We start from the raw sequence: 18,364 nt of genomic DNA, 5'->3' as shown, positions 1-18,364 counted from the left end.
CATACACCTCCATGCGATGGCCGCATCGGAGCCGGCCGTCGAGGCGAGGAACGGCATGGTCGTGTCGTCGCAAGACCTTGCCTCCAACATCGGCATCGCGATTCTGAAACAGGGCGGCAATGCGGTCGATGCCGCTGTCGCCGTCGGTTATGCGCAGGCGGTGACCAACCCGTGCTGCGGAAATATCGGCGGCGGCGGCTTCATGACGCTGCATCTCGCGAACGGCGAGGACCACTTCATCAACTTTCGCGAGACCGCGCCGGCTGCGGCCAGCGCGGACATGTATCTGGATGCCGACGGCAAGGTCCGCCCAGGTGAGAGCCTATACGGCTATCGCGCGGTCGGTGTACCGGGAACGGTCGCGGGTCTCGATCTCGCACAACGCAAATACGGCAAGCTGACGCGCCAGCAGGTGATGGCGCCCGCGATCAAGCTTGCGCGTGACGGCTTCATTCTGACGCGCGCGGACACCGACATTCTGGACACGACGGTGCAGCGCTTTCACTCCGATCCGGACGCCGCGCGGATTTTCCTGCGTCGCGACGGCACCCCGCTTCAGCCGGGCGACCGGCTGGTGCAACGCGATCTCGCGAAGACGCTGGAAAGCATCGCTCGCCGCGGACCCGACGCGTTCTATCACGGCCACATTCCGCAGGTCGTCGAAGCCGCATCGAAAAAGAACGGCGGCCTGATCACCGCCGCGGATTTCGCCGCCTATAAGGCCGAAGATACCGCGCCGCTGAAGTGCAGCTACCGCGGCTACGATTTCATTTCCGCGCCGCCGCCGAGCTCGGGCGGCGTCACGCTTTGCGAGACGCTGAATATCCTCGAAGGCTATGACATGCGCGGCCTCGGCTTTCACTCAGCCGCGTCGGTGCACTACATGACCGAAGCGATGCGCCATGCGTACCTCGATCGCAATACGCTGCTCGGCGACCCGGCCTTCATCAACAATCCGGTCGACAAGCTGATGAGCAAGGACTACGCGGCAAGCATCCGCACGCTGATCACCGCCGATACCGCGACGCCGTCGAAAGACGTGCAACCGGGCTACGGCGTGCACGAGAAGCCCGAAACCACGCACTACTCGATCATCGACAAGGCCGGCAACGCGGTGTCGACGACCTATACCGTCAACGGCCGTTTCGGCGCGGTCGTGATCGCGCCGGGCACGGGCTTTTTCCTGAACGACGAGATGGACGATTTCACCGTCAAGGTCGGCGTGCAGAATATGTTCGGGCTGGTGCAAGGCGCGCGCAACTCGATCGCGCCGGGCAAGCGTCCGCTGTCGTCGATGGCGCCGACGGTCGTGTTGAAGGACGGCAAGGTCTTCATGGTGGTGGGCTCGCCGGGCGGCTCGCGGATCATCACGATTACGCTGGAAACCGCGCTGAACGTGATCGACTACGGCATGGCGCCGCAGGATGCGGTCGACGCGCCGCGTATTCATCACCAGTGGCTGCCGGATGAGGTCGACTACGAGACCCAGGGCTTGTCGCCGGATACGCTGAAGATCCTGCAGCAGATGGGCTACAAGATGGTCGAGCAAACGCCGTGGGGCGCCGCCGAGCTGATCATGGTCGGCTTGCCGGGGACCGAAGCGGCAAGCCGTGTGAGTTCAGGCAACGACTCGTCGGTGTCGGGTCAGGTTCGTCAGGGATTTCTGTACGGATCGAACGATCCGCGTCGTCCGGCGGGGTCGGCGGTCGGGTATTGATGCGGGTCCGCGAAATGGCCATGCGATCGGCTGATTGATCGCTGGCTGTTTCCTCCGGACTCCACCGACTCTACGCCTTCAGATACTGCTCCCGCGCGCCGAGCCAGCGCGCCAGATGCTGAAGCACCACCTCGGGATATTTTTCCAGCAGCGTCGCGGCCGCCTCGCGGGCCGGTTCGATCAGCCACTGGTCGTTCTGCAGATCCGCGAAGCGCAGCATCGCCGCGCCCGACTGACGCGCACCGAGAAACTCGCCCGGACCGCGAATCTCGAGATCGCGCCGTGCGATTTCGAAGCCGTCGGTAGTTTCGCGCATCGTCTGCAGACGCTGGCGCGCGGTTATCGACAGCGGCCCGGTGTATAGCAGCACGCACACCGACGCAGCGCTGCCGCGCCCTACCCGCCCGCGCAACTGATGCAGCTGCGCGAGGCCGAAGCGCTCCGCGTGCTCGATCACCATCAGCGACGCATTCGGCACGTCGACGCCGACCTCGATCACCGTCGTCGCGACCAGCAACTGGATCTCGTTGCGCGAGAACGCGTCCATCACCGCGGCCTTCTCGGCGGGCGCGAGACGCCCGTGCACGAGCCCGACCTTCAGTTCGGGCAGCGCGGCCACGAGCGTTTCGTAGGTCTCGACCGCGGTCTGCAACTGCAAGGTCTCGCTTTCCTCGATCAGCGGACACACCCAATACACCTGGCGCCCCGTCAGCGCCGCCTCGCGCACGCGGCCGATCACTTCTTCGCGGCGCGCATCCGACACGAGCTTTGTGAGGATCGGCGTGCGGCCGGGCGGCAGTTCGTCGATCGTCGACACGTCGAGGTCCGCATAGTAGGTCATCGCGAGCGTGCGCGGAATCGGCGTCGCGGACATCATCAGTTGATGCGGCTGGAAGTCGTGCGCGCCATCGGCGGCGTTTTTCGCCTTCGCGCGCAGCGCGAGCCGTTGCGCGACGCCGAAGCGATGCTGTTCGTCGACGATCACGAGACCCAGGCGCGCGAACTCGACCGCGTCCTGGATGATCGCGTGCGTGCCGATCACGAGTTGCGCGGTGCCGAGCGCGGCGGCTTCGATCGCCGCGCGCTTCTCCTTCGTCTTCAGACTGCCCGCGAGCCACGCGACGCTGACGCCAAGCGGCTCCAACCAGCCGCGCAGCTTGCGCGCGTGCTGTTCGGCGAGGATTTCAGTGGGCGCCATCAGCGCGGCCTGGTAGCCGGCGTCGATCGCCTGCGCGGCGGCGAGCGCGGCGACAATCGTCTTGCCGCTGCCGACATCGCCCTGCAAGAGCCGCTGCATCGGATGCGGTTGGGTCAGATCGAGCGCGATCTCGCCGCCGACGCGTTCCTGCGCGCCCGTCAGCGCAAACGGCAGCGCCTTCAGCAAACGCGCGACCAACGCCGATTCGTCGCCGAGCTTGCGGCGCGGCATCGCCGGCGCGGCGCGCGTGCGACGCTCGTCATGCGCGCGCTTCAGCGACATCTGCTGCGCGAGCAGTTCTTCGAACTTGATGCGAATCCACGCCGGATGCGTGCCGTCGATCAGCGCGGTCTCGTCCGACTGCACGCCCGGATGATGCAGCGTGCGCACCGCATCCATCAGCGACGGCACGCCGAGCGGCTCGACGAACGCCTGCGCGACCGGCACAGGCAGCAGTTCCGGCAGCGACGTGCGCGACAGCGCGTTGTCGATCGCCTTGCGCAGATACGCCTGCGTGACGCCCGCGGTGCTCGGATAGACCGGCGTCAGCGCCTGCGGCAGCGGCGTGTCTTCGTCGACGACGCGCACCGCCGGGTGCACCATCTCCATGCCAAAGAAGCCGCCGCGCACATCGCCGCGCACGCGCAGCCGCGCGCCGAGCGCCATCTGCTTGACTTGCGAGCCGTAGAAGTTCAGAAAGCGCAACACCAGTTCGTCGCCATCGGCGTCGCGCAGCTTCACCAGCAGTTGGCGGCGCGGCCGGTAGGCAATCTCGTTGTCGAACACCACACCTTCGGTTTGCGCGATGCCGCCGGGCAACAGCTGGCCGATCGGCGTGAGCGAAGTTTCGTCCTCGTAGCGCATCGGCAGATGCAGCACGAGGTCGATCGAGCGCGTGAGGCCGAGTTTGGCGAGCTTGTCGGCGGTTTTGACTGGGGGTTTGGTAGCGGATTTCGCGGCGGTTTTGCTTGCAGCCGGGGGAGCAGTATCGGGGCTGGCATCAGGGCCGGTATTGGCATCAGCACTGGCGGCAGCTTGCGGATCGGCTTTGACCGTGGCCTTCGGCCTGCCCTTCGCCGTGGTGCTGCGGCCCGTAGCCTTGGCTGCGGATTTGCGGCTCGGGTTGTCGCCCGCCGCGCCTGCTGCAAGCTCCTCCGCCGGATCGGGCGTGGGGTCACCGGCACTATCACCCTGCGCGGAATCGCCGCCGGCCGCCGTCATGCCGCCAACTGCGGCGCTCTCCGCTTCGCCGTCCTCCACCTCCGCTGCCCGCGCGCCACGGCGGCGCGGCGCGGCGCCCGCTTCGAGAGTGGCAACGGACGATCGGCGGTCGGACAAAGGCATGGGCTGCTTCGCAAGTACAATATCGGCTGCTTCGAAAAAAACGTCGTGCCGCCCTTCGCGCTCCAGCGCTTGCAGGAGGCGGCACAGGGCGCGCGGGCCGCTTCGGCGTCCCGTCATCATAGCCGCCCGGCTCCAGCTTCGGCTCAATTCAGTCCCAATTCGCTTCCAGTCGTTCGCATGTTTACGCTTTCCGATTTCGATTTCGATCTGCCGCCCGAGCTGATCGCGCAAGTCGCGCTGCCCGAGCGCAGCGCGAGCCGTCTGCTCGAAGTGGACGGCGCGGGTGCCGCCGATGGCGCCGCGCGTCTGATCGACCGCCGCTTCACCGAACTGCCCGAGTGCATCGCGCCGGGCGATCTTCTGATCTTCAACGACACCAAGGTGCTGAAGGCGCGCTTCTTAGGCCAGAAGGCGAGCGGCGGCCAGATCGAAGTGCTGGTGGAGCGTCTCACCGGTGAGCGCACCGCGCTTGCGCAGATTCGCGCGAGCAAGAGCCCGCAGCCAGGCACCACGATCCGTCTCGCGGATGCGTTCGACGTCACCGTCGGCGAGCGCGTCGAGCCGTTCTACACGCTGCATTTCCCCGCCGATTGCCTGACGCTGATCGAGCAGTACGGCCGGCTGCCGCTGCCGCCGTACATCGAGCACGACGCCGACGCGACCGACGAAACCCGCTACCAGACCGTGTTCGCGCAGAATCCGGGCGCGGTCGCCGCGCCGACCGCGGGTCTGCATTTCGACGACGCGCTGCTCGCGAAGCTCGACGCGCGCGGCGTGGAACGCGCGACGCTGACGCTGCACGTCGGCGCGGGCACGTTCCAGCCGGTGCGGGTCGAGAATATCGCCGAGCACAAGATGCACAGCGAGTGGTATCACCTGCCGCAAGCGCTCGCCGACAAGATCGCCGCGACGAAGGCGCGCGGCAACCGCGTGATCGCGGTCGGCACGACCTCGATGCGCGCGCTCGAAGCCGCCGCGCGCGACGCCGAAACCGCCGGCCGGCCGCTCGCCGCGACGAGCGCGGAAACCGATATCTTCATCACGCCGGGCTACCGGTTCCGGGTGGTCGACCGGCTGGTGACCAATTTCCATTTGCCGAAGTCGACGCTGCTGATGCTGGTGTCGGCGTTCGCAGGCATCGAGACGATTCGCGCCACGTATCGTCACGCGATCGAACAGCGGTACCGGTTTTTCAGCTATGGCGACGCGATGCTGCTGACGCGGCGCGACGTTTGAGCGCGCCGACGCGCCTGATGTAGCGTTTCCCTGTTTTTTTGTTTTCGCAGCTCTCTAGCCGCCGCGAACCTTCGCGACGGCGTTTCATTGTTTGCGCCGGACTGTTTTCCGGTAGCACAGGAGTTATCCCATGACCGTCGGTCATTCCTCGCAACACCCTGCCCACGAGCGCCCCGCCAACGGCCTCAAATTCGAACTGCTCGGCACCGACGGCCTCGCGCGCCGCGGCCGCGTGACGCTGAACCACGGCGTCGTCGAAACGCCGATCTTCATGCCGGTCGGCACCTACGGCACCGTCAAAGCGGTCCAGCCGCGCGAGCTCGACGAGATGCACGCGCAGATCATCCTCGGCAACACCTTTCACCTGTGGCTGCGCCCGGGGCTCGAAACGATCGAGGCGCACGGCGGCCTGCACCGCTTCATGGGCTGGAACAAGCCGATCCTGACCGACTCCGGCGGCTTCCAGGTGTTCTCGCTCGGCGATCTGCGCAAGATCACCGAGGACGGCGTCACGTTCGCGTCGCCGATCAACGGCGACCGGCTGTTCCTGTCGCCGGAAGTGTCGATGCAGATCCAGAAAGTGCTGAACTCGGACATCGTGATGCAGTTCGACGAATGCACGCCGTACGCGACCAACAACATCCCGACCTCGCACCAGGAAGCGGCCGAATCGATGCGTATGTCGATGCGCTGGGCGCAGCGCTCGATCGACGAATTCCAGCGCCTCGGCAATCCGAACGCGCTGTTCGGCATCGTGCAGGGCGGCATGTTCGAGGATCTGCGCGACGAATCGCTCGCCGGCCTAGCGGAGAAGAACTTCCACGGCCTCGCGATCGGCGGTCTGTCGGTCGGCGAGCCGAAGGAAGACATGATGCGCATCCTGAACCACATCGGCCCGAAGCTGCCGGCCGACAAGCCGCACTACCTGATGGGCGTCGGCACGCCGGAAGATCTCGTGGCCGGCGTCGCGGCCGGCGTCGACATGTTCGACTGCGTGATGCCGACCCGCAACGCGCGCAACGGCTGGCTGTTCACGCGTTTCGGCGACATCAAGATCCGCAACGCGACGCACAAGAACTCGCTGCGCCCGCTCGACGAGCAATGCGGCTGCTACACCTGTCGCAATTTCACGCGCGGCTATCTGCATCATCTGCACCGCGTCGGCGAAATCCTCGGCGCGCAGCTGAACACGATCCACAACCTGCACTACTACCTCGAACTGATGCAGGAGATGCGCGACGCGATCGACGCGAAGCTGTTCGACACGTTCCGCAAGCGTTTCCACGAAGATCGCGCGCGCGGCGCGGTGCCCTCGTCCTGACGGGGCGGCACGTGGATTCCGCTGAAGAATCCACGTGCATCGCCATGGATGCACACAGAAAACTTACAATCTACCTTCGCCATGCAGCGAATCGGACTTGACCCGCGACCTCAACGGACCTTTAACCGGTTGATCGCAAAGCCGATTCGCTGCGGCGGCGCGACTTCTGCCGGTGGTAGAATAATCGGCTGATTTTTTTGTGTTTGACTGATAAAACGGAGAGACCAACGTGTCGTTCATTTCCAATGCCTTCGCACAAGGCGCTGCAGCAGGTGGCGTTGAATCGAACCTGATGAGCTTCCTGCCGCTGATCCTGATGTTCGGCGTGCTGTACTTCATCATGATTCGCCCGCAAATGAAGCGTCAGAAGGAACATCGCAATATGCTCGCTGCGATGGCCAAGGGCGATGAAGTCGTGACGAACGGCGGCATCGTCGGCAAGGTGACGAAGGTAGGCGAAGCCTACGTCGGCATCGAAATCTCGGAAGGCACGGAAATCACCGTGCAAAAGGCGTCGGTCACGACGATTCTCCCGAAGGGCACGATCAAGTCGCTTTAAGGCCTGCTCTCCTCGCGTCCGGCGCGGCCTCGCCGGCGATTCACACGGTTTTCCCGCAGTTCGTTCATAGTTCCGTGAATCCGCCCGCGCTCATCGCCGGACGCATCGCATCCAAGCCAACCTTCCCGTTGGACCACTCATGAATCGCTACCCCCTCTGGAAATATGCCGTGATGCTGGTGGCTCTGGTCATCGGCCTCGTGTACACGCTGCCCAATCTGTACGGCGAAGCGCCGGCGGTGCAGGTGTCGAGCGGCAAGGCGACGGTCAGGCTCGACGCCACGACGCTTGCGTCGGTCGAAGCCGCGCTCGCGTCCAATCAGATCAAGCCGACCGCGGTCACGTTCGACAACTCGCAGAACAACGCGAACATCCGCGTGCGCCTGTCGGACACCGATACGCAACTGCGCGTCAAGGACCTGCTGCAGAAGTCGCTGAACAGCGACCCGAACGATCCGCAGTACATCGTCGCGCTGAACCTGCAAAGCGCATCGCCGAACTGGCTGACCGCGCTGCGCGCGCTGCCGATGTACCTCGGTCTCGATCTGCGCGGCGGCGTGCACTTCCTGCTGCAGGTCGACATGGCCGGCGCGCTGAACAAGAAGCTCGATTCGGACGCGTCGGACGTGCGTACGATGCTGCGCGACAACAGGATCCGCGACGGCGGTGTGAATCGCGTCAACCAGTCGGTGGTGGTGAATCTGGCCGATCAGGCTACCGCGGATGCGGCGCTGAAGCTGCTCAAGCGCAGCGTCAGCGAACTCCAGTGGGCTTCGCAGGCCAATACCGGAGCGGACGGCGGCGTGCAGCTGGTCGGCACGTTCACGCCGGACGTGCAGCGCTCGGTGCAGGATGCCGCGCTCAAGCAGAACATCACGACGCTGCATAACCGGGTCAACGAACTCGGCGTGGCCGAGCCGGTGATCCAGCAACAGGGCTCGGACCGCATCGTGGTCGAACTGCCGGGCGTGCAGGACACCGCGAAGGCGAAGGACATCATCGGCCGCACGGCGACGCTCGAAGCGCGCCTCGCCGATCCGGTCAACACCCATCCGAACCCGAACGACCCGGTGCCGCCGGGCGACGAACTGTTCACGCAAGGCAACCAGGTGCCGGTGCTGCTGCGCAAGCAGGTGATTTTCACCGGCGACCGCATCATCGACGCCTCGTCGGGCTTCGACGAGCATCAGCGTCCGTCGGTCAATATCCGTCTCGACTCGGCCGGCGGCCGCGCGATCAGCGCCGTGTCGCGCGACAACATCGGCAAGCCGATGGCGATGGTGCTGTTCGAACGCGGCAAGGGCGAAGTGCTGACGGTCGCAACCATTCAGTCGGAGCTGGGCGACCGCTTCCAGATCACCGGTCAGCCGACCCCGCAAGCCGCCGCCGACCTCGCGCTGCTGTTGCGCGCCGGCTCGCTCGCCGCGCCGATGGACATCATCGAGGAACGCACGATCGGCCCGAGCCTCGGCGCCGACAACATCAGCAAGGGCTTCCATTCGGTGGTGTGGGGCTTCGTCGCGATCGCCGTGTTCATGATCGCGTACTACATGCTGTTCGGCGTGATCTCGGTGATCGGCCTGTCGGTGAACCTGCTGCTGCTGGTCGCGGTGCTGTCGATGCTGCAGGCCACGCTCACACTGCCGGGTATCGCCGCTATCGCGCTTGCGCTCGGTATGGCCATCGACGCGAACGTGCTGATCAACGAGCGCGTGCGTGAAGAACTGCGCAACGGCGCGCCGCCGCAACTGGCGATCCAGAACGGCTACGACCATGCATGGGCGACGATTCTCGACTCGAACGTCACGACACTGATCGCCGGCCTCGCGCTGCTCGCGTTCGGCTCCGGTCCGGTGCGCGGTTTCGCGATGGTCCACTGTATCGGCATCCTGACGTCGATGTTCTCGGCGGTGTTCTTCTCGCGCGGCATCGTCAACTTCTGGTACGGCGGCAAGAAGAAGCTGAAGTCGCTGTCGATCGGCCAGGTGTGGCGTCCGCAAGCGGCAACCGCCGGCGCGGGAGCCTATCTGGGCAACGACGACGCCTCGACCGACACCGCGCAGGCCATCGCCACCGCGAAGGCCAGCTCGAAGGCAAGTTCCAAGGCTGGCGCGAAAGCATCGGCCGCGGCCGGCGCGCAGGGCCGCGCGAAACCGAGCGTGCGCCGCCGCAATGGGCCGGGCACGCCGACGGACGGCTCGTCGTCGAACACGTCCGCGCCGCAGAAACCGGGTTCATCCCGCTGAGTCCCGGAGAACAAGACCATGGAATTTTTCCGTTTCCGTAAAGACATCCCGTTCATGCAGCGCGCGTTGGTCTTCAACGCGATCTCGCTGATCACCTTTCTCGCCGCCGTGTTTTTCCTCGTGCATCGCGGGCTGCATCTGTCGGTGGAATTCACCGGCGGCACCGTGATCGAGGTGCAGTATCCGGGCGCGGTGCCGCTCGACCCGGTGCGCAACACGCTCGGCAAGCTCGGCTATGCGGACGCGCAGGTGCAGAACTTCGGCTCCTCGCGCGACGTGCTGATCCGTCTGCCGTTGAAGACGGGCTATACGTCCGCGCAACAGAGCGATCAGGTGATGGGCGCGCTGAAGGCCGACACGCCGCAGGTGCAGTTGCAGCGCGTCGAGTTCGTCGGCCCGCAGGTCGGCAAAGAACTCGCCACCGACGGTCTGCTGGCACTCGCGTGCGTCGTGGCCGGTATCGTGATCTATCTGTCGTTCCGCTTCGAATGGAAGTACGCAGTCGCCGGCGTGATCGCGAACCTGCACGACGTGGTGATCATTCTCGGCTTCTTCGCGTTCTTTCAGTGGGAGTTCTCGCTGTCGGTGCTGGCCGCGGTGCTCGCGGTGCTCGGCTACTCGGTCAACGAGTCGGTCGTTATCTTCGACCGGATTCGCGAAACCTTCCGCCGCGAACGCAAGATGACGGTGACCGAAGTGATCAACCACGCGATCACCAGCACGATGTCGCGAACCATCATCACGCACGGCAGTACGCAGATGATGGTGCTGTCGATGTTCCTGTTCGGCGGCCCGACGCTGCACTACTTCGCGCTCGCGCTGACCGTCGGTATTCTGTTCGGTATCTACTCGTCGGTGTTCGTCGCCGCCGCGCTCGCGATGTGGTTCGGCATCAAGCGCGAGGATCTGCTGAAGGAAAAGAAGGAACGCACCGATCCGGACGATCCGAACGCGGGCGCGCAGGTTTGATTCGCTTGCCGTAATACGCGGCTCGCGCGAAGAAGAATGCGCGAGCAACGAAAAGGCCGGTTCGAAAGAACCGGCCTTTTGCGTTTACATCCGCGATGCAGAGGCGGCAGTGCGAGGCGGCGCGAGGCTAAACACCCAGCCGCCCCACTACCCGCTCTAGCGGAATCCCAGCTTGCGTCGCGCGCCGATCAGCGCCGCGATGCTCAGCACCGCCGCAAAGATCACGTAGAAGCTCGGCGCGGCCTTCGAACCGGTCGCGCCGATCAGCCACGCGATGATGAACGGTCCGAAGCCGCCGAAAATCGTCACCGCGATGTTATAGGCGAGCGACATGCCGGTCGTGCGCGTCTGTACGGGGAAGATTTCCGACAGCAAGCCCGGCGTCGCGCCGAAGTATCCGCTCACCAGAACGCCGAATATGATCTGCCACGCGATCAACGTGCCGAAGCTCGGATGCGCGATCAGATACACGAACGCCGGATAGATCAGCACGAGCAGTAGCGCAGCGGCGATCAGCATGATGCGCGTGGGGCCGTGCCGGTCGGACAGATGCCCCGCTACCGGCGACAGCACCATCTGGATCAGACCCGTCACCGAAATCGCCGCGAACGCGGCCGACGGCGCCAGTCCCAGTTGCTTGACGCCATAGGTCGGCATGAACAGCATCAGATACGCGGACACGGTGCCGAGAATGACCACGCCCATTGCAATCACGAGCCGCACTTTCTGCGTCGCGAACGTGTCGCGCACCGGCGTCTGGGTGGTTTCGGCCGCGAGGAATTCGGGCGTTTCGTCGAGTTTCGCGCGGATATACAGCGCGACCGGCCCGATCAGCAAACCGAAGATGAACGGCACGCGCCAGCCCCACGATGCCATCTGCTCCGGCGACAGCGTGCCGGTCAGCACGGCGCCGAAGCCGGCGGCGAGCAAGGTGGTGAGCCCCTGGCTCGCCAGTTGCCAGCTCGCGTAGAAGCCGCGCCGCCCCGGCACGTGCTCGGCGAGAAACGCGGTCGCGCTGCCGAACTCGCCGCCGGCCGAAAAGCCCTGCATCAGCCGCGCGAGCACGAGAATCAACGGCGCGGCGACGCCGATGCTCTGATAGGTCGGCAGGATCGCGATGATCAGCGTGCCGCACATCATCAGCCCGATCGACAGCGTGAGTGCCGCCTTGCGCCCGGCACGGTCCGAATACGCGCCGATCACGATCGCGCCGAGCGGGCGCATGAAGAACGACACGCCGAAGGTGCCGAGCGTCAGCAGCAGCGAGACCGTATCGTTGCCGGCCGGGAAAAACAGCCGCGAGATGATTACCGCAAAAAAGCCGTACACCACCAGGTCGAACCATTCCAGCGCGTTGCCGATCGAGGCGGCGGCCACGAGGCGCCAAGAATTCTGCCGGCTTCCCGCGACGCTTGTTGCTGTCGTTGCATTCATTCAGATCTCCCGAGTCCCACGCGAAATATTTATCGACGCGAGCGCGGCGCGCTCGCGTTGGCCATGCCGGCTACGCGCACCACCGGCATGACTCCATGCGCTCTATTTAACTGAAAAAATAAAACGGCGCGAGCACCAAATTAACGGAGGCCCGCCGTGCAACGCCGCGGCGCCGGCGAATGGCAATAAAAAAACCGCTTCGTCGCAAAGAGCGAACGAAGCGGTTTTCTGTGCTGCGGCGCAGCGCGAAAGCTCGGTGCAAGCCGCGAGCCGCCGTGCGCGGCAGCGCGAGCTCGACCTTGATGTGCTTACTGCTGCTTGATGCCTTCGGACTGGATATGCAGGCGCGTTGTCATGTTAAAGCCATATTTCGCGCCGAAGTCCATGCCGAAATCGGAGCGATTGAACTCCGTACTTGCCTCGACGCCGCACACTTCGCGCTTCAGCACCGGATGCTGCATGCACTTGAACGAGTCGATCTTCAGATTCACCGGCTTCGTGATACCGCGAATCGTCAGATTGCCGATCACCTCGACCGGCTTGTCGCCGTCGAACTTGATCTCGGTGCCCTTGTAGGTAACGGTCGGATATTTGGCGACGTCGAAAAATGCGTCGGTCTTCAGGTGCTCGTCGAGCTTTGCGTTGCCGGTCTGTACCGATGCCGGATCGACGGTCACATCCACCGTGCCGGTTTTCGCCGCGCGATCGAGCGTCACCGTGCCGGTGCTTTTCGTGAACTTGCCGCGCCAGGTCGACAGACCGCCGAAGTGATCCGCCTCGAAGCTCGGATACGTGTGGGTCGGATCGAGCATATAGGTGTCGGCGGCAAACGCGCCGAGCGACAGCGACGAAGCCAGCGCGCCAACAACGATCAACATGGATGTTTTCAATTCATGCTCCTGTATTGCGTTGAAAATCGCGGGATAACCTGCGGTGGAAAGACCGCCACGCCAAACGCCACGCGCATTACTTGTGCGCGGCGACGATATGAAACTTGATCACGACTTCGTCGGCGACGACCGAGGTGTCCTTCCACTCGCCGGTGCCGATATCGAATTGCAGGCGTTTGATCGGCAACGCGCCGTCGAAGGTTTGCGTCGCGCCCTGCTGGGTCACCGTGACCGGCACGACGACCGTCTGCGACTTGCCCTTGATCGTCAGCTTGCCGGTCACCTTGAACTGGTTGCCGCCGGCCGGCGCGATTGCGCTAGAGACGAACGTCGCGCTCGGGAAAGTCTTCGCGTCGAACCAGTCCTTGCCGCGCACCTGCTCGTTGTAGCTCTCGTCGCCGAGGTCGTAGCTGCCGACGTCGATGCTCAGTTGCGCGCTGCCTTCGGTCGGCTTGGCCGGATCGAAATTGACCTGCGCGGTGAACTTGCCGAACTTGCCTTCGACCGGCACGTTCATCTGCTTCGACGTGGCCGTCACCGAACTTTTCGCGACGTCGACCTGCGCAAGCGCGCTGCCCGCGACAGTCAACGACGCCGCCGCGAACGCGGCCAGCATGTAGCGATAAAACGAGACCTTCATGTTTGTCCTTATTTGAGGAAAGGAAGCATGCGCGACAACAGACCGTCGCGATCGATCAACTGATGCTTGATCGCGGCCACGACGTGCAGCGCGACCAGCACCAGCAACGTGTAATTCAATGCGATATGCAGATTCTTCAGCACCTCCTTCAGGTGCGGATCGGGCGCGATGATGCGCGGCAACGGAATCAGCCCGAGATAGACGACCGGGATGTTCGCCGCCGAGCTATACAGATAGCCGGTCACCGGAATCACGATCATCAGCACGTACAGCAGCAGATGCACGAGATGCGCGGCGCCGCGCTGCCATAGCGGCATGCGGCGCGGCATCGGCGGCGCGGCGTGAGTCGCGCGCCACAGGATGCGCAGCACCGCGAGCGCAAACACGGTCACGCCGATCCATTTGTGCCAGGAAAAATAGCGCAGCTTGGTGGGCGTAAAGCCGGGGATGTCGGTCATCACCCACCCCAGCGAGAAGCCGCAGACGATCAGGAGCGCGATCAGCCAGTGGAATGCGATCGCGGTCCGCGTGTACGACTCCCGGTTACCGAATGAAGGATTGAGTGTCATCAAGATTCAACGCAGGCTGATTGAAGTTAACGGCGCGGCGGGCCCGGCTATTCCCGGCGGCGTGCCGCCGCCATCGGAGAGCGCGCAACATGTCGAGGAAACTCGCTGAAAACTCGCGGGAAACCCACGGCAAGCCCGCGACACACGCCACGGCCGCCATGCTACCCCAAGCGCTGGAAGCTGGCTGGCGCTCGATCGACCGGACGGGTCCAGTTTTTGCTGAAGTTTGCGCCGCGTCATTCACGCGAGGCGCCAGGCCCGTTTGGTACTATTGCTGCCAATGCCCGCGCGACCTTGCGTCAACAACAGGCCTTGCACGCCGCCACTCACGTCTAGCCCATCTACCGCATGGAACATGACAACCTGATCGCGTGCCATGAATGCGATACGCTGTTCCGCAAGCCACGGCTTGTCGGGCGCACCGCCGCGCGCTGTCCGCGCTGCGGCGCGACGCTCTATCGCGGCGTGTCGCGCAAGCTCGACGCAATCAGCGCGTTGACGCTCGCCGCGCTGATCACGTTTCTGATCGCCCAGGCCTTCCCGATCGTCGAACTCGACGCCAACGGCATCACCTCGCAGACCACGCTGTTCGGCGCGCTCATCGCGCTGTGGGGCGAGGACATGGAAATCGTCGCGGTGATGGTGTTCTGCTCGACGATCCTCTTTCCGCTTACCGAACTCGTCGCGCTGCTCTATGTACTGGTGCCGCTGCGCGCCGGCTTCGTGCCGGCTCACTTCAACTGCGTGCTGCGCGCGATCCAGTTCGTGCGGCCGTGGGGGATGATCGAAGTGTTCATGCTCGGCGTGCTGATCACGATCGTCAAAATGGTCAGCCTCGCGCGCGTGATTCCCGAAGCGGCGCTGTTCGCATTCGGCGCGCTCACGCTGATGTTCGCGGTGGTCGTCACGTTCGATCCGCGCGTGCTGTGGGATCTCGCCGACGAACTCGGCGAGCGCGGCGAGCGGCCGTTGCCGCGCACGTCGGCCGACAGCGCGGCGGCTGCGGTCGGCTCGCTCGCCGGACCGCCGATGCCGCCTGAGCAGCGCACCGCGCAGGCAACCACACCGGCCGCGCCCACGTCATCACCGCCGAGCGCCGCCGACAACCCGAGCGGCACGCCGCCCGGCCTGCCGCCCACGCCGCGCAACGGATGATTCCGCGATGAAATACGTCACCGCGAAACGCGCCGGCCTCGTCTCCTGCCATTCGTGCGGACGCGTCGAAGCGCGCATCCGCTCGATCACGCCGCAGCACTGCGGACGCTGCGGCGCGCATCTGCATTCGCGCCACCCCGACAGCCTGATGCGCACGTGGGCGCTATTGATCGCCGCGGCGCTGCTGTATATTCCGGCCAACCTGCTACCGGTCATGCATACGTCGTCGCTGTTCGGCTCCGAGGACGACACGATCATGAGCGGTGTCGTCTATTTCTGGACCTCGGGCGACTGGCCGCTCGCGGTGATCGTGTTCATCGCGAGCATCATGGTGCCGATGCTGAAGCTGAGCGTGCTCGCGCTGCTCACCATTACCGCGCAACGCCGCTCGCGCTGGCGTCCGCAGCAGCGCACGACGCTCTACCGGATGGTCGAGCGCATCGGCCGCTGGTCGATGCTCGATGTCTTCGTCGTCACGCTGACCGTCGCGCTCGTGCGCTTCAAGTCGCTGGCCGTGATCACGGCGGGGCCGGGCGCGATCGCGTTCGGCTCGGTCGTGATTCTGACGATGATCGCGTCCATGCAATTCGATCCACGGCTCATCTGGGACCCCGTGGAAAGCAGCACCCCAACACCTCAGGATCTCGACCATGACTAGCCCGCAAGGACCGACGCACGCTTCCGGTGACGCGCCGCGCAACGATTCGAACGGACCCAGACTGCCGCCCCAACTTCCGGACCCCGACATCGAGCCGCGCAGCCGCTGGCTGCCGTCGCTCGTCTGGGTGATTCCGCTGATCGCCGCGCTGATCGGCATCGCGCTCGTGATCAAGTCGGTCACCGAACGCGGGCCCGTCATCACGATCAGCTTCGTCAGCGCCGAAGGGCTCGAACCGGGCAAGACCAAGGTCAAGTACAAGGACGTCGATGTCGGCTCGGTCAAGACGATCACCCTGTCGCAAGATCTGTCGCATGTGCTCGTGCAGGTACAACTGACCAAGGAAGGCCAGAAATTCGCGGTCAAGGATTCGCGCTTCTGGGTGGTGCGCCCACGCGTCGGCGCGAGCGGCGTATCGGGGCTGACGACATTGCTGTCGGGCTCCTACATCGGCGCGGATGCCGGCCGCTCGACCGAGAGCGCGAGCGACTTCGTCGGCCTCGAAACGCCGCCGCCGATCACCGGCGACCAGAAGGGCCGGCAGTACGTGCTGCACGGCGACTCGCTCGGCTCGATCGACATCGGTTCGCCGATCTTCTACCGGCGCGTGCAGGTCGGCCAGGTGGTCGGCTTCTCGCTCGACAAGGACGGCACCGGCGTGACGATGCAGGTGTTCGTGTCCGCGCCGTTCGACCAGTACGTCGGCACCAATACGCGCTGGTGGCATGCGAGCGGCGTCGATCTGAGGCTCGATTCGAGCGGCTTCAAATTGAACACGCAATCGCTCGCGACGGTGATCGTCGGCGGCCTGTCGTTCCAGTCGCCGCCCGGCCAGAACATGGGCCCGCAGGCACCGAACAACCAGACCTTCCGGCTCGGCTCCGACGAAGCCGACGCGATGCGCGAACCGGACGGCATCCCGCTGCGCGTCGTGATGAACTTCAACCAGTCGCTGCGCGGGCTGTCGATCGGCGCGCCGGTCGATTTCCGCGGCATCGTGTTGGGCCAGGTGACCAACATCGGCATCGACTACGATCCGAAGACGCGCAGCTTCACGATGCCGGTGACGATGAACGTGTACCCGGACCGCCTCGGCAAGCGCTTCCGCGAGACCGCTCCGCAGCCCGGCACGCTCGCCGGTCAGACGCTGCTCGAGCAACTGGTCAAGCATGGGCTGCGCGGCCAACTGCGTACTGGCAACCTGATCACGAGCCAGCTGTACGTGGCGCTCGACATCTTCCCGAAAGCGCCGCCGGCCAAGGTCGACGTGACCAGCGATCCGCTCGAACTGCCGACGATTCCGAACACGCTCGACGAATTGCAGTTGCAGGTCGCCGATATCGCGAAGAAGCTCGACAAGGTGCCGTTCGACCAGATCGGCACCAACCTGAACAGCGCGCTGAAGAACGCCGACCAGCTGTTCACGCGCCTCGACAAGGAAGTCGTGCCGCAGGCGCGCGACACGCTGTCGGCCGCGAAGCAGACCTTCAGCTCGGCCGAAGCGACATTGCAGCAGGACTCGCCGTTGCAATCCGACGTTCATCAGGCGTTGCAGGAACTGACGCGCACGTTGCAGTCGCTGAACGCGCTGTCGGATTACCTGGAGCGTCACCCCGAATCGCTGTTGCGCGGTAAATCAGGAGATAAACCATGATGTTTGCCCGGCTCCCCCGCCCGCCGCGCGGGCTCGCGCGTGGTGTCGTGCGCGGTGTCGTCTACGCTGGCGCGCTGGCCGCGGCCATCGCGATGGCGGCGTGCTCGTCGCCAACGAGCCGCTTTTATACGCTGGGCGGCGCCGATGCAGCGGCGAACGCGGCGCCGGCCGTCGCGCATACGGCCGGCGCGCCCGCATGGCTGATCGAAGTCGCGCCGGTCAACGTGCCGCCGCAGGTGTCGCGCAATCAACTGGTGGTGCAAACCGGTCCGACCCAGGTGCAGTTGCTCGAACAGGAACGCTGGGCCTCGCTGCCTGGCGATGAAATCCGCCGCGCGCTGTCGACGAATCTGACGCAGCAGTTGGGGACCATCGATGCGTTCGGCACGCCGCACGCGGACGGCGTGGCCGCCTATCGGATCGCGATGAACGTGCAGCGCTTCGAGTCGTGGCCCGGCTCGCATGCATTGATCGACACGGTGTGGAGCGTGCGCGCGGTGCGCAGCAATGCGGTGATGACGTGCCGCAGCGTGGTCAGCGAGCAAGTCGGCAGCGGTTATGACGCGCTCGTCGACGGACACCGGCGCGCGCTCGCGGAGGTGTCGACGCAGATTGCGGCGGGGGTGCGGGCAATGGCGGCGGCTGCGGGCAAGACTCCCGCGGTCGCCGTGCCGGCGTGCCCCGCGGCCGGGATGAGCGCCGCGGCCGGCACCTGACGGGCCGGGCCGACCGGCACAACCTGAGATCCCGCACGCCTGCACACAAAACAACAATC

General features: G+C 64.9%; 15 protein-coding genes. 10 read left to right on the top strand and 5 right to left on the bottom strand.

Going from position 1 to position 18,364, the window contains the following annotated elements; genetic code table 11:
• Nucleotides 1–16 precede the first annotated feature (16 nt).
• The gene (ggt, locus tag L0U82_RS02480; protein WP_267929511.1) at nt 17–1,717 is read left to right on the top strand and encodes a gamma-glutamyltransferase; all 1,701 of its coding nucleotides are present in this window, start codon (nt 17–19) and stop codon (nt 1,715–1,717) included.
• Nucleotides 1,718–1,787: 70 nt separating this feature from the next.
• Here ggt and recG read toward each other — a convergent pair whose 3' ends face one another.
• On the bottom strand, nt 1,788–4,259 hold the full coding sequence (recG, locus tag L0U82_RS02475) for an ATP-dependent DNA helicase RecG (protein ID WP_233828276.1): 2,472 nt from the start codon (nt 4,257–4,259) through the stop codon (nt 1,788–1,790).
• Between the two features lie 177 nt (nt 4,260–4,436).
• Here recG and queA point away from each other — a divergent pair, with 177 nt between their 5' ends.
• The 5 genes from queA to secF all read left to right on the top strand — a co-directional run bounded on the left by queA (nt 4,437) and on the right by secF (nt 10,589).
• On the top strand, nt 4,437–5,495 hold the full coding sequence (gene queA, locus L0U82_RS02470) for a tRNA preQ1(34) S-adenosylmethionine ribosyltransferase-isomerase QueA (protein ID WP_233828275.1): 1,059 nt from the start codon (nt 4,437–4,439) through the stop codon (nt 5,493–5,495).
• A 130-nt stretch (nt 5,496–5,625) separates the two neighbouring features.
• Nucleotides 5,626–6,816: a tRNA guanosine(34) transglycosylase Tgt gene (gene tgt, locus L0U82_RS02465; RefSeq protein WP_233828274.1), complete on the top strand. Its 1,191-nt coding sequence runs from the start codon at nt 5,626–5,628 to the stop codon at nt 6,814–6,816.
• Nucleotides 6,817–7,045: 229 nt separating this feature from the next.
• Nucleotides 7,046–7,375: a preprotein translocase subunit YajC gene (gene yajC / locus L0U82_RS02460; protein ID WP_176109522.1), complete on the top strand. Its 330-nt coding sequence runs from the start codon at nt 7,046–7,048 to the stop codon at nt 7,373–7,375.
• A 139-nt stretch (nt 7,376–7,514) separates the two neighbouring features.
• On the top strand, nt 7,515–9,620 hold the full coding sequence (secD, locus tag L0U82_RS02455) for a protein translocase subunit SecD (RefSeq protein ID WP_233828272.1): 2,106 nt from the start codon (nt 7,515–7,517) through the stop codon (nt 9,618–9,620).
• Nucleotides 9,621–9,638: 18 nt separating this feature from the next.
• A complete protein-coding gene (gene secF / locus L0U82_RS02450) occupies nt 9,639–10,589 on the top strand; it encodes a protein translocase subunit SecF (protein WP_233828270.1) in 951 nt (316 codons plus the stop codon).
• Nucleotides 10,590–10,745: 156 nt separating this feature from the next.
• Here the strand turns inward: secF and L0U82_RS02445 are convergent, their stop codons facing one another.
• From L0U82_RS02445 to L0U82_RS02430, 4 genes are all read right to left on the bottom strand, one after another.
• On the bottom strand, nt 10,746–12,023 hold the full coding sequence (locus L0U82_RS02445; RefSeq protein WP_233828268.1) for an MFS transporter: 1,278 nt from the start codon (nt 12,021–12,023) through the stop codon (nt 10,746–10,748).
• A gap of 308 nt (nt 12,024–12,331) precedes the next feature.
• Nucleotides 12,332–12,901, bottom strand: coding sequence for a YceI family protein (locus L0U82_RS02440; protein ID WP_233828266.1), 570 nt, complete (start codon nt 12,899–12,901; stop codon nt 12,332–12,334).
• Between the two features lie 88 nt (nt 12,902–12,989).
• The gene (locus L0U82_RS02435) at nt 12,990–13,553 is read right to left on the bottom strand and encodes a YceI family protein (RefSeq protein WP_233828264.1); all 564 of its coding nucleotides are present in this window, start codon (nt 13,551–13,553) and stop codon (nt 12,990–12,992) included.
• A gap of 8 nt (nt 13,554–13,561) precedes the next feature.
• A complete protein-coding gene (locus L0U82_RS02430; RefSeq protein WP_233828263.1) occupies nt 13,562–14,122 on the bottom strand; it encodes a cytochrome b in 561 nt (186 codons plus the stop codon).
• 348 nt (nt 14,123–14,470) lie between these two features.
• Here L0U82_RS02430 and L0U82_RS02425 point away from each other — a divergent pair, with 348 nt between their 5' ends.
• From L0U82_RS02425 to L0U82_RS02410, 4 genes are read left to right on the top strand one after another with little or no spacing between them, the layout of a single operon-like run.
• On the top strand, nt 14,471–15,277 hold the full coding sequence (locus L0U82_RS02425; protein ID WP_233828262.1) for a paraquat-inducible protein A: 807 nt from the start codon (nt 14,471–14,473) through the stop codon (nt 15,275–15,277).
• A gap of 7 nt (nt 15,278–15,284) precedes the next feature.
• Nucleotides 15,285–15,935, top strand: a complete 651-nt coding sequence (locus L0U82_RS02420; protein WP_233828261.1) for a paraquat-inducible protein A — start codon at nt 15,285–15,287, stop codon at nt 15,933–15,935.
• Complete coding sequence (locus tag L0U82_RS02415; RefSeq protein WP_233828260.1) at nt 15,928–17,589, top strand: PqiB family protein; 1,662 nt, start codon at nt 15,928–15,930, stop codon at nt 17,587–17,589. The genes L0U82_RS02420 and L0U82_RS02415 overlap by 8 nt, the downstream gene beginning before the upstream one ends.
• Nucleotides 17,586–18,305 carry a PqiC family protein gene (locus tag L0U82_RS02410; protein WP_233828259.1) on the top strand — a complete coding sequence of 240 codons (720 nt, stop codon included), beginning with the start codon at nt 17,586–17,588 and terminating at the stop codon, nt 18,303–18,305. The genes L0U82_RS02415 and L0U82_RS02410 overlap by 4 nt, the downstream gene beginning before the upstream one ends.
• Nucleotides 18,306–18,364 lie beyond the last annotated feature (59 nt).

Source organism: Paraburkholderia sp. ZP32-5 (assembly GCF_021390495.1).
GTDB lineage: Bacteria > Pseudomonadota > Gammaproteobacteria > Burkholderiales > Burkholderiaceae > Paraburkholderia.
Note: the sequence above shows the minus strand (reverse complement) of the source record. Positions and strands in the feature narration are given on the sequence as shown.

Bases quoted from the DNA above. Each gene is read 5' to 3' on its own strand.
- ggt (WP_267929511.1), top strand. From the start codon at position 17: ATGGCCGCATCGGAGCCGGCCGTCGAGGCGAGGAACGGCATGGTCGTG.
- recG (WP_233828276.1), bottom strand. From the start codon at position 4,259: ATGCCTTTGTCCGACCGCCGATCGTCCGTTGCCACTCTCGAAGCGGGC.
- queA (WP_233828275.1), top strand. From the start codon at position 4,437: ATGTTTACGCTTTCCGATTTCGATTTCGATCTGCCGCCCGAGCTGATC.
- tgt (WP_233828274.1), top strand. From the start codon at position 5,626: ATGACCGTCGGTCATTCCTCGCAACACCCTGCCCACGAGCGCCCCGCC.
- secD (WP_233828272.1), top strand. From the start codon at position 7,515: ATGAATCGCTACCCCCTCTGGAAATATGCCGTGATGCTGGTGGCTCTG.
- secF (WP_233828270.1), top strand. From the start codon at position 9,639: ATGGAATTTTTCCGTTTCCGTAAAGACATCCCGTTCATGCAGCGCGCG.
- L0U82_RS02445 (WP_233828268.1), bottom strand. From the start codon at position 12,023: ATGAATGCAACGACAGCAACAAGCGTCGCGGGAAGCCGGCAGAATTCT.
- L0U82_RS02440 (WP_233828266.1), bottom strand. From the start codon at position 12,901: ATGTTGATCGTTGTTGGCGCGCTGGCTTCGTCGCTGTCGCTCGGCGCG.
- L0U82_RS02435 (WP_233828264.1), bottom strand. From the start codon at position 13,553: ATGAAGGTCTCGTTTTATCGCTACATGCTGGCCGCGTTCGCGGCGGCG.
- L0U82_RS02430 (WP_233828263.1), bottom strand. From the start codon at position 14,122: ATGACACTCAATCCTTCATTCGGTAACCGGGAGTCGTACACGCGGACC.
- L0U82_RS02425 (WP_233828262.1), top strand. From the start codon at position 14,471: ATGGAACATGACAACCTGATCGCGTGCCATGAATGCGATACGCTGTTC.
- L0U82_RS02420 (WP_233828261.1), top strand. From the start codon at position 15,285: ATGAAATACGTCACCGCGAAACGCGCCGGCCTCGTCTCCTGCCATTCG.
- L0U82_RS02415 (WP_233828260.1), top strand. From the start codon at position 15,928: ATGACTAGCCCGCAAGGACCGACGCACGCTTCCGGTGACGCGCCGCGC.
- L0U82_RS02410 (WP_233828259.1), top strand. From the start codon at position 17,586: ATGATGTTTGCCCGGCTCCCCCGCCCGCCGCGCGGGCTCGCGCGTGGT.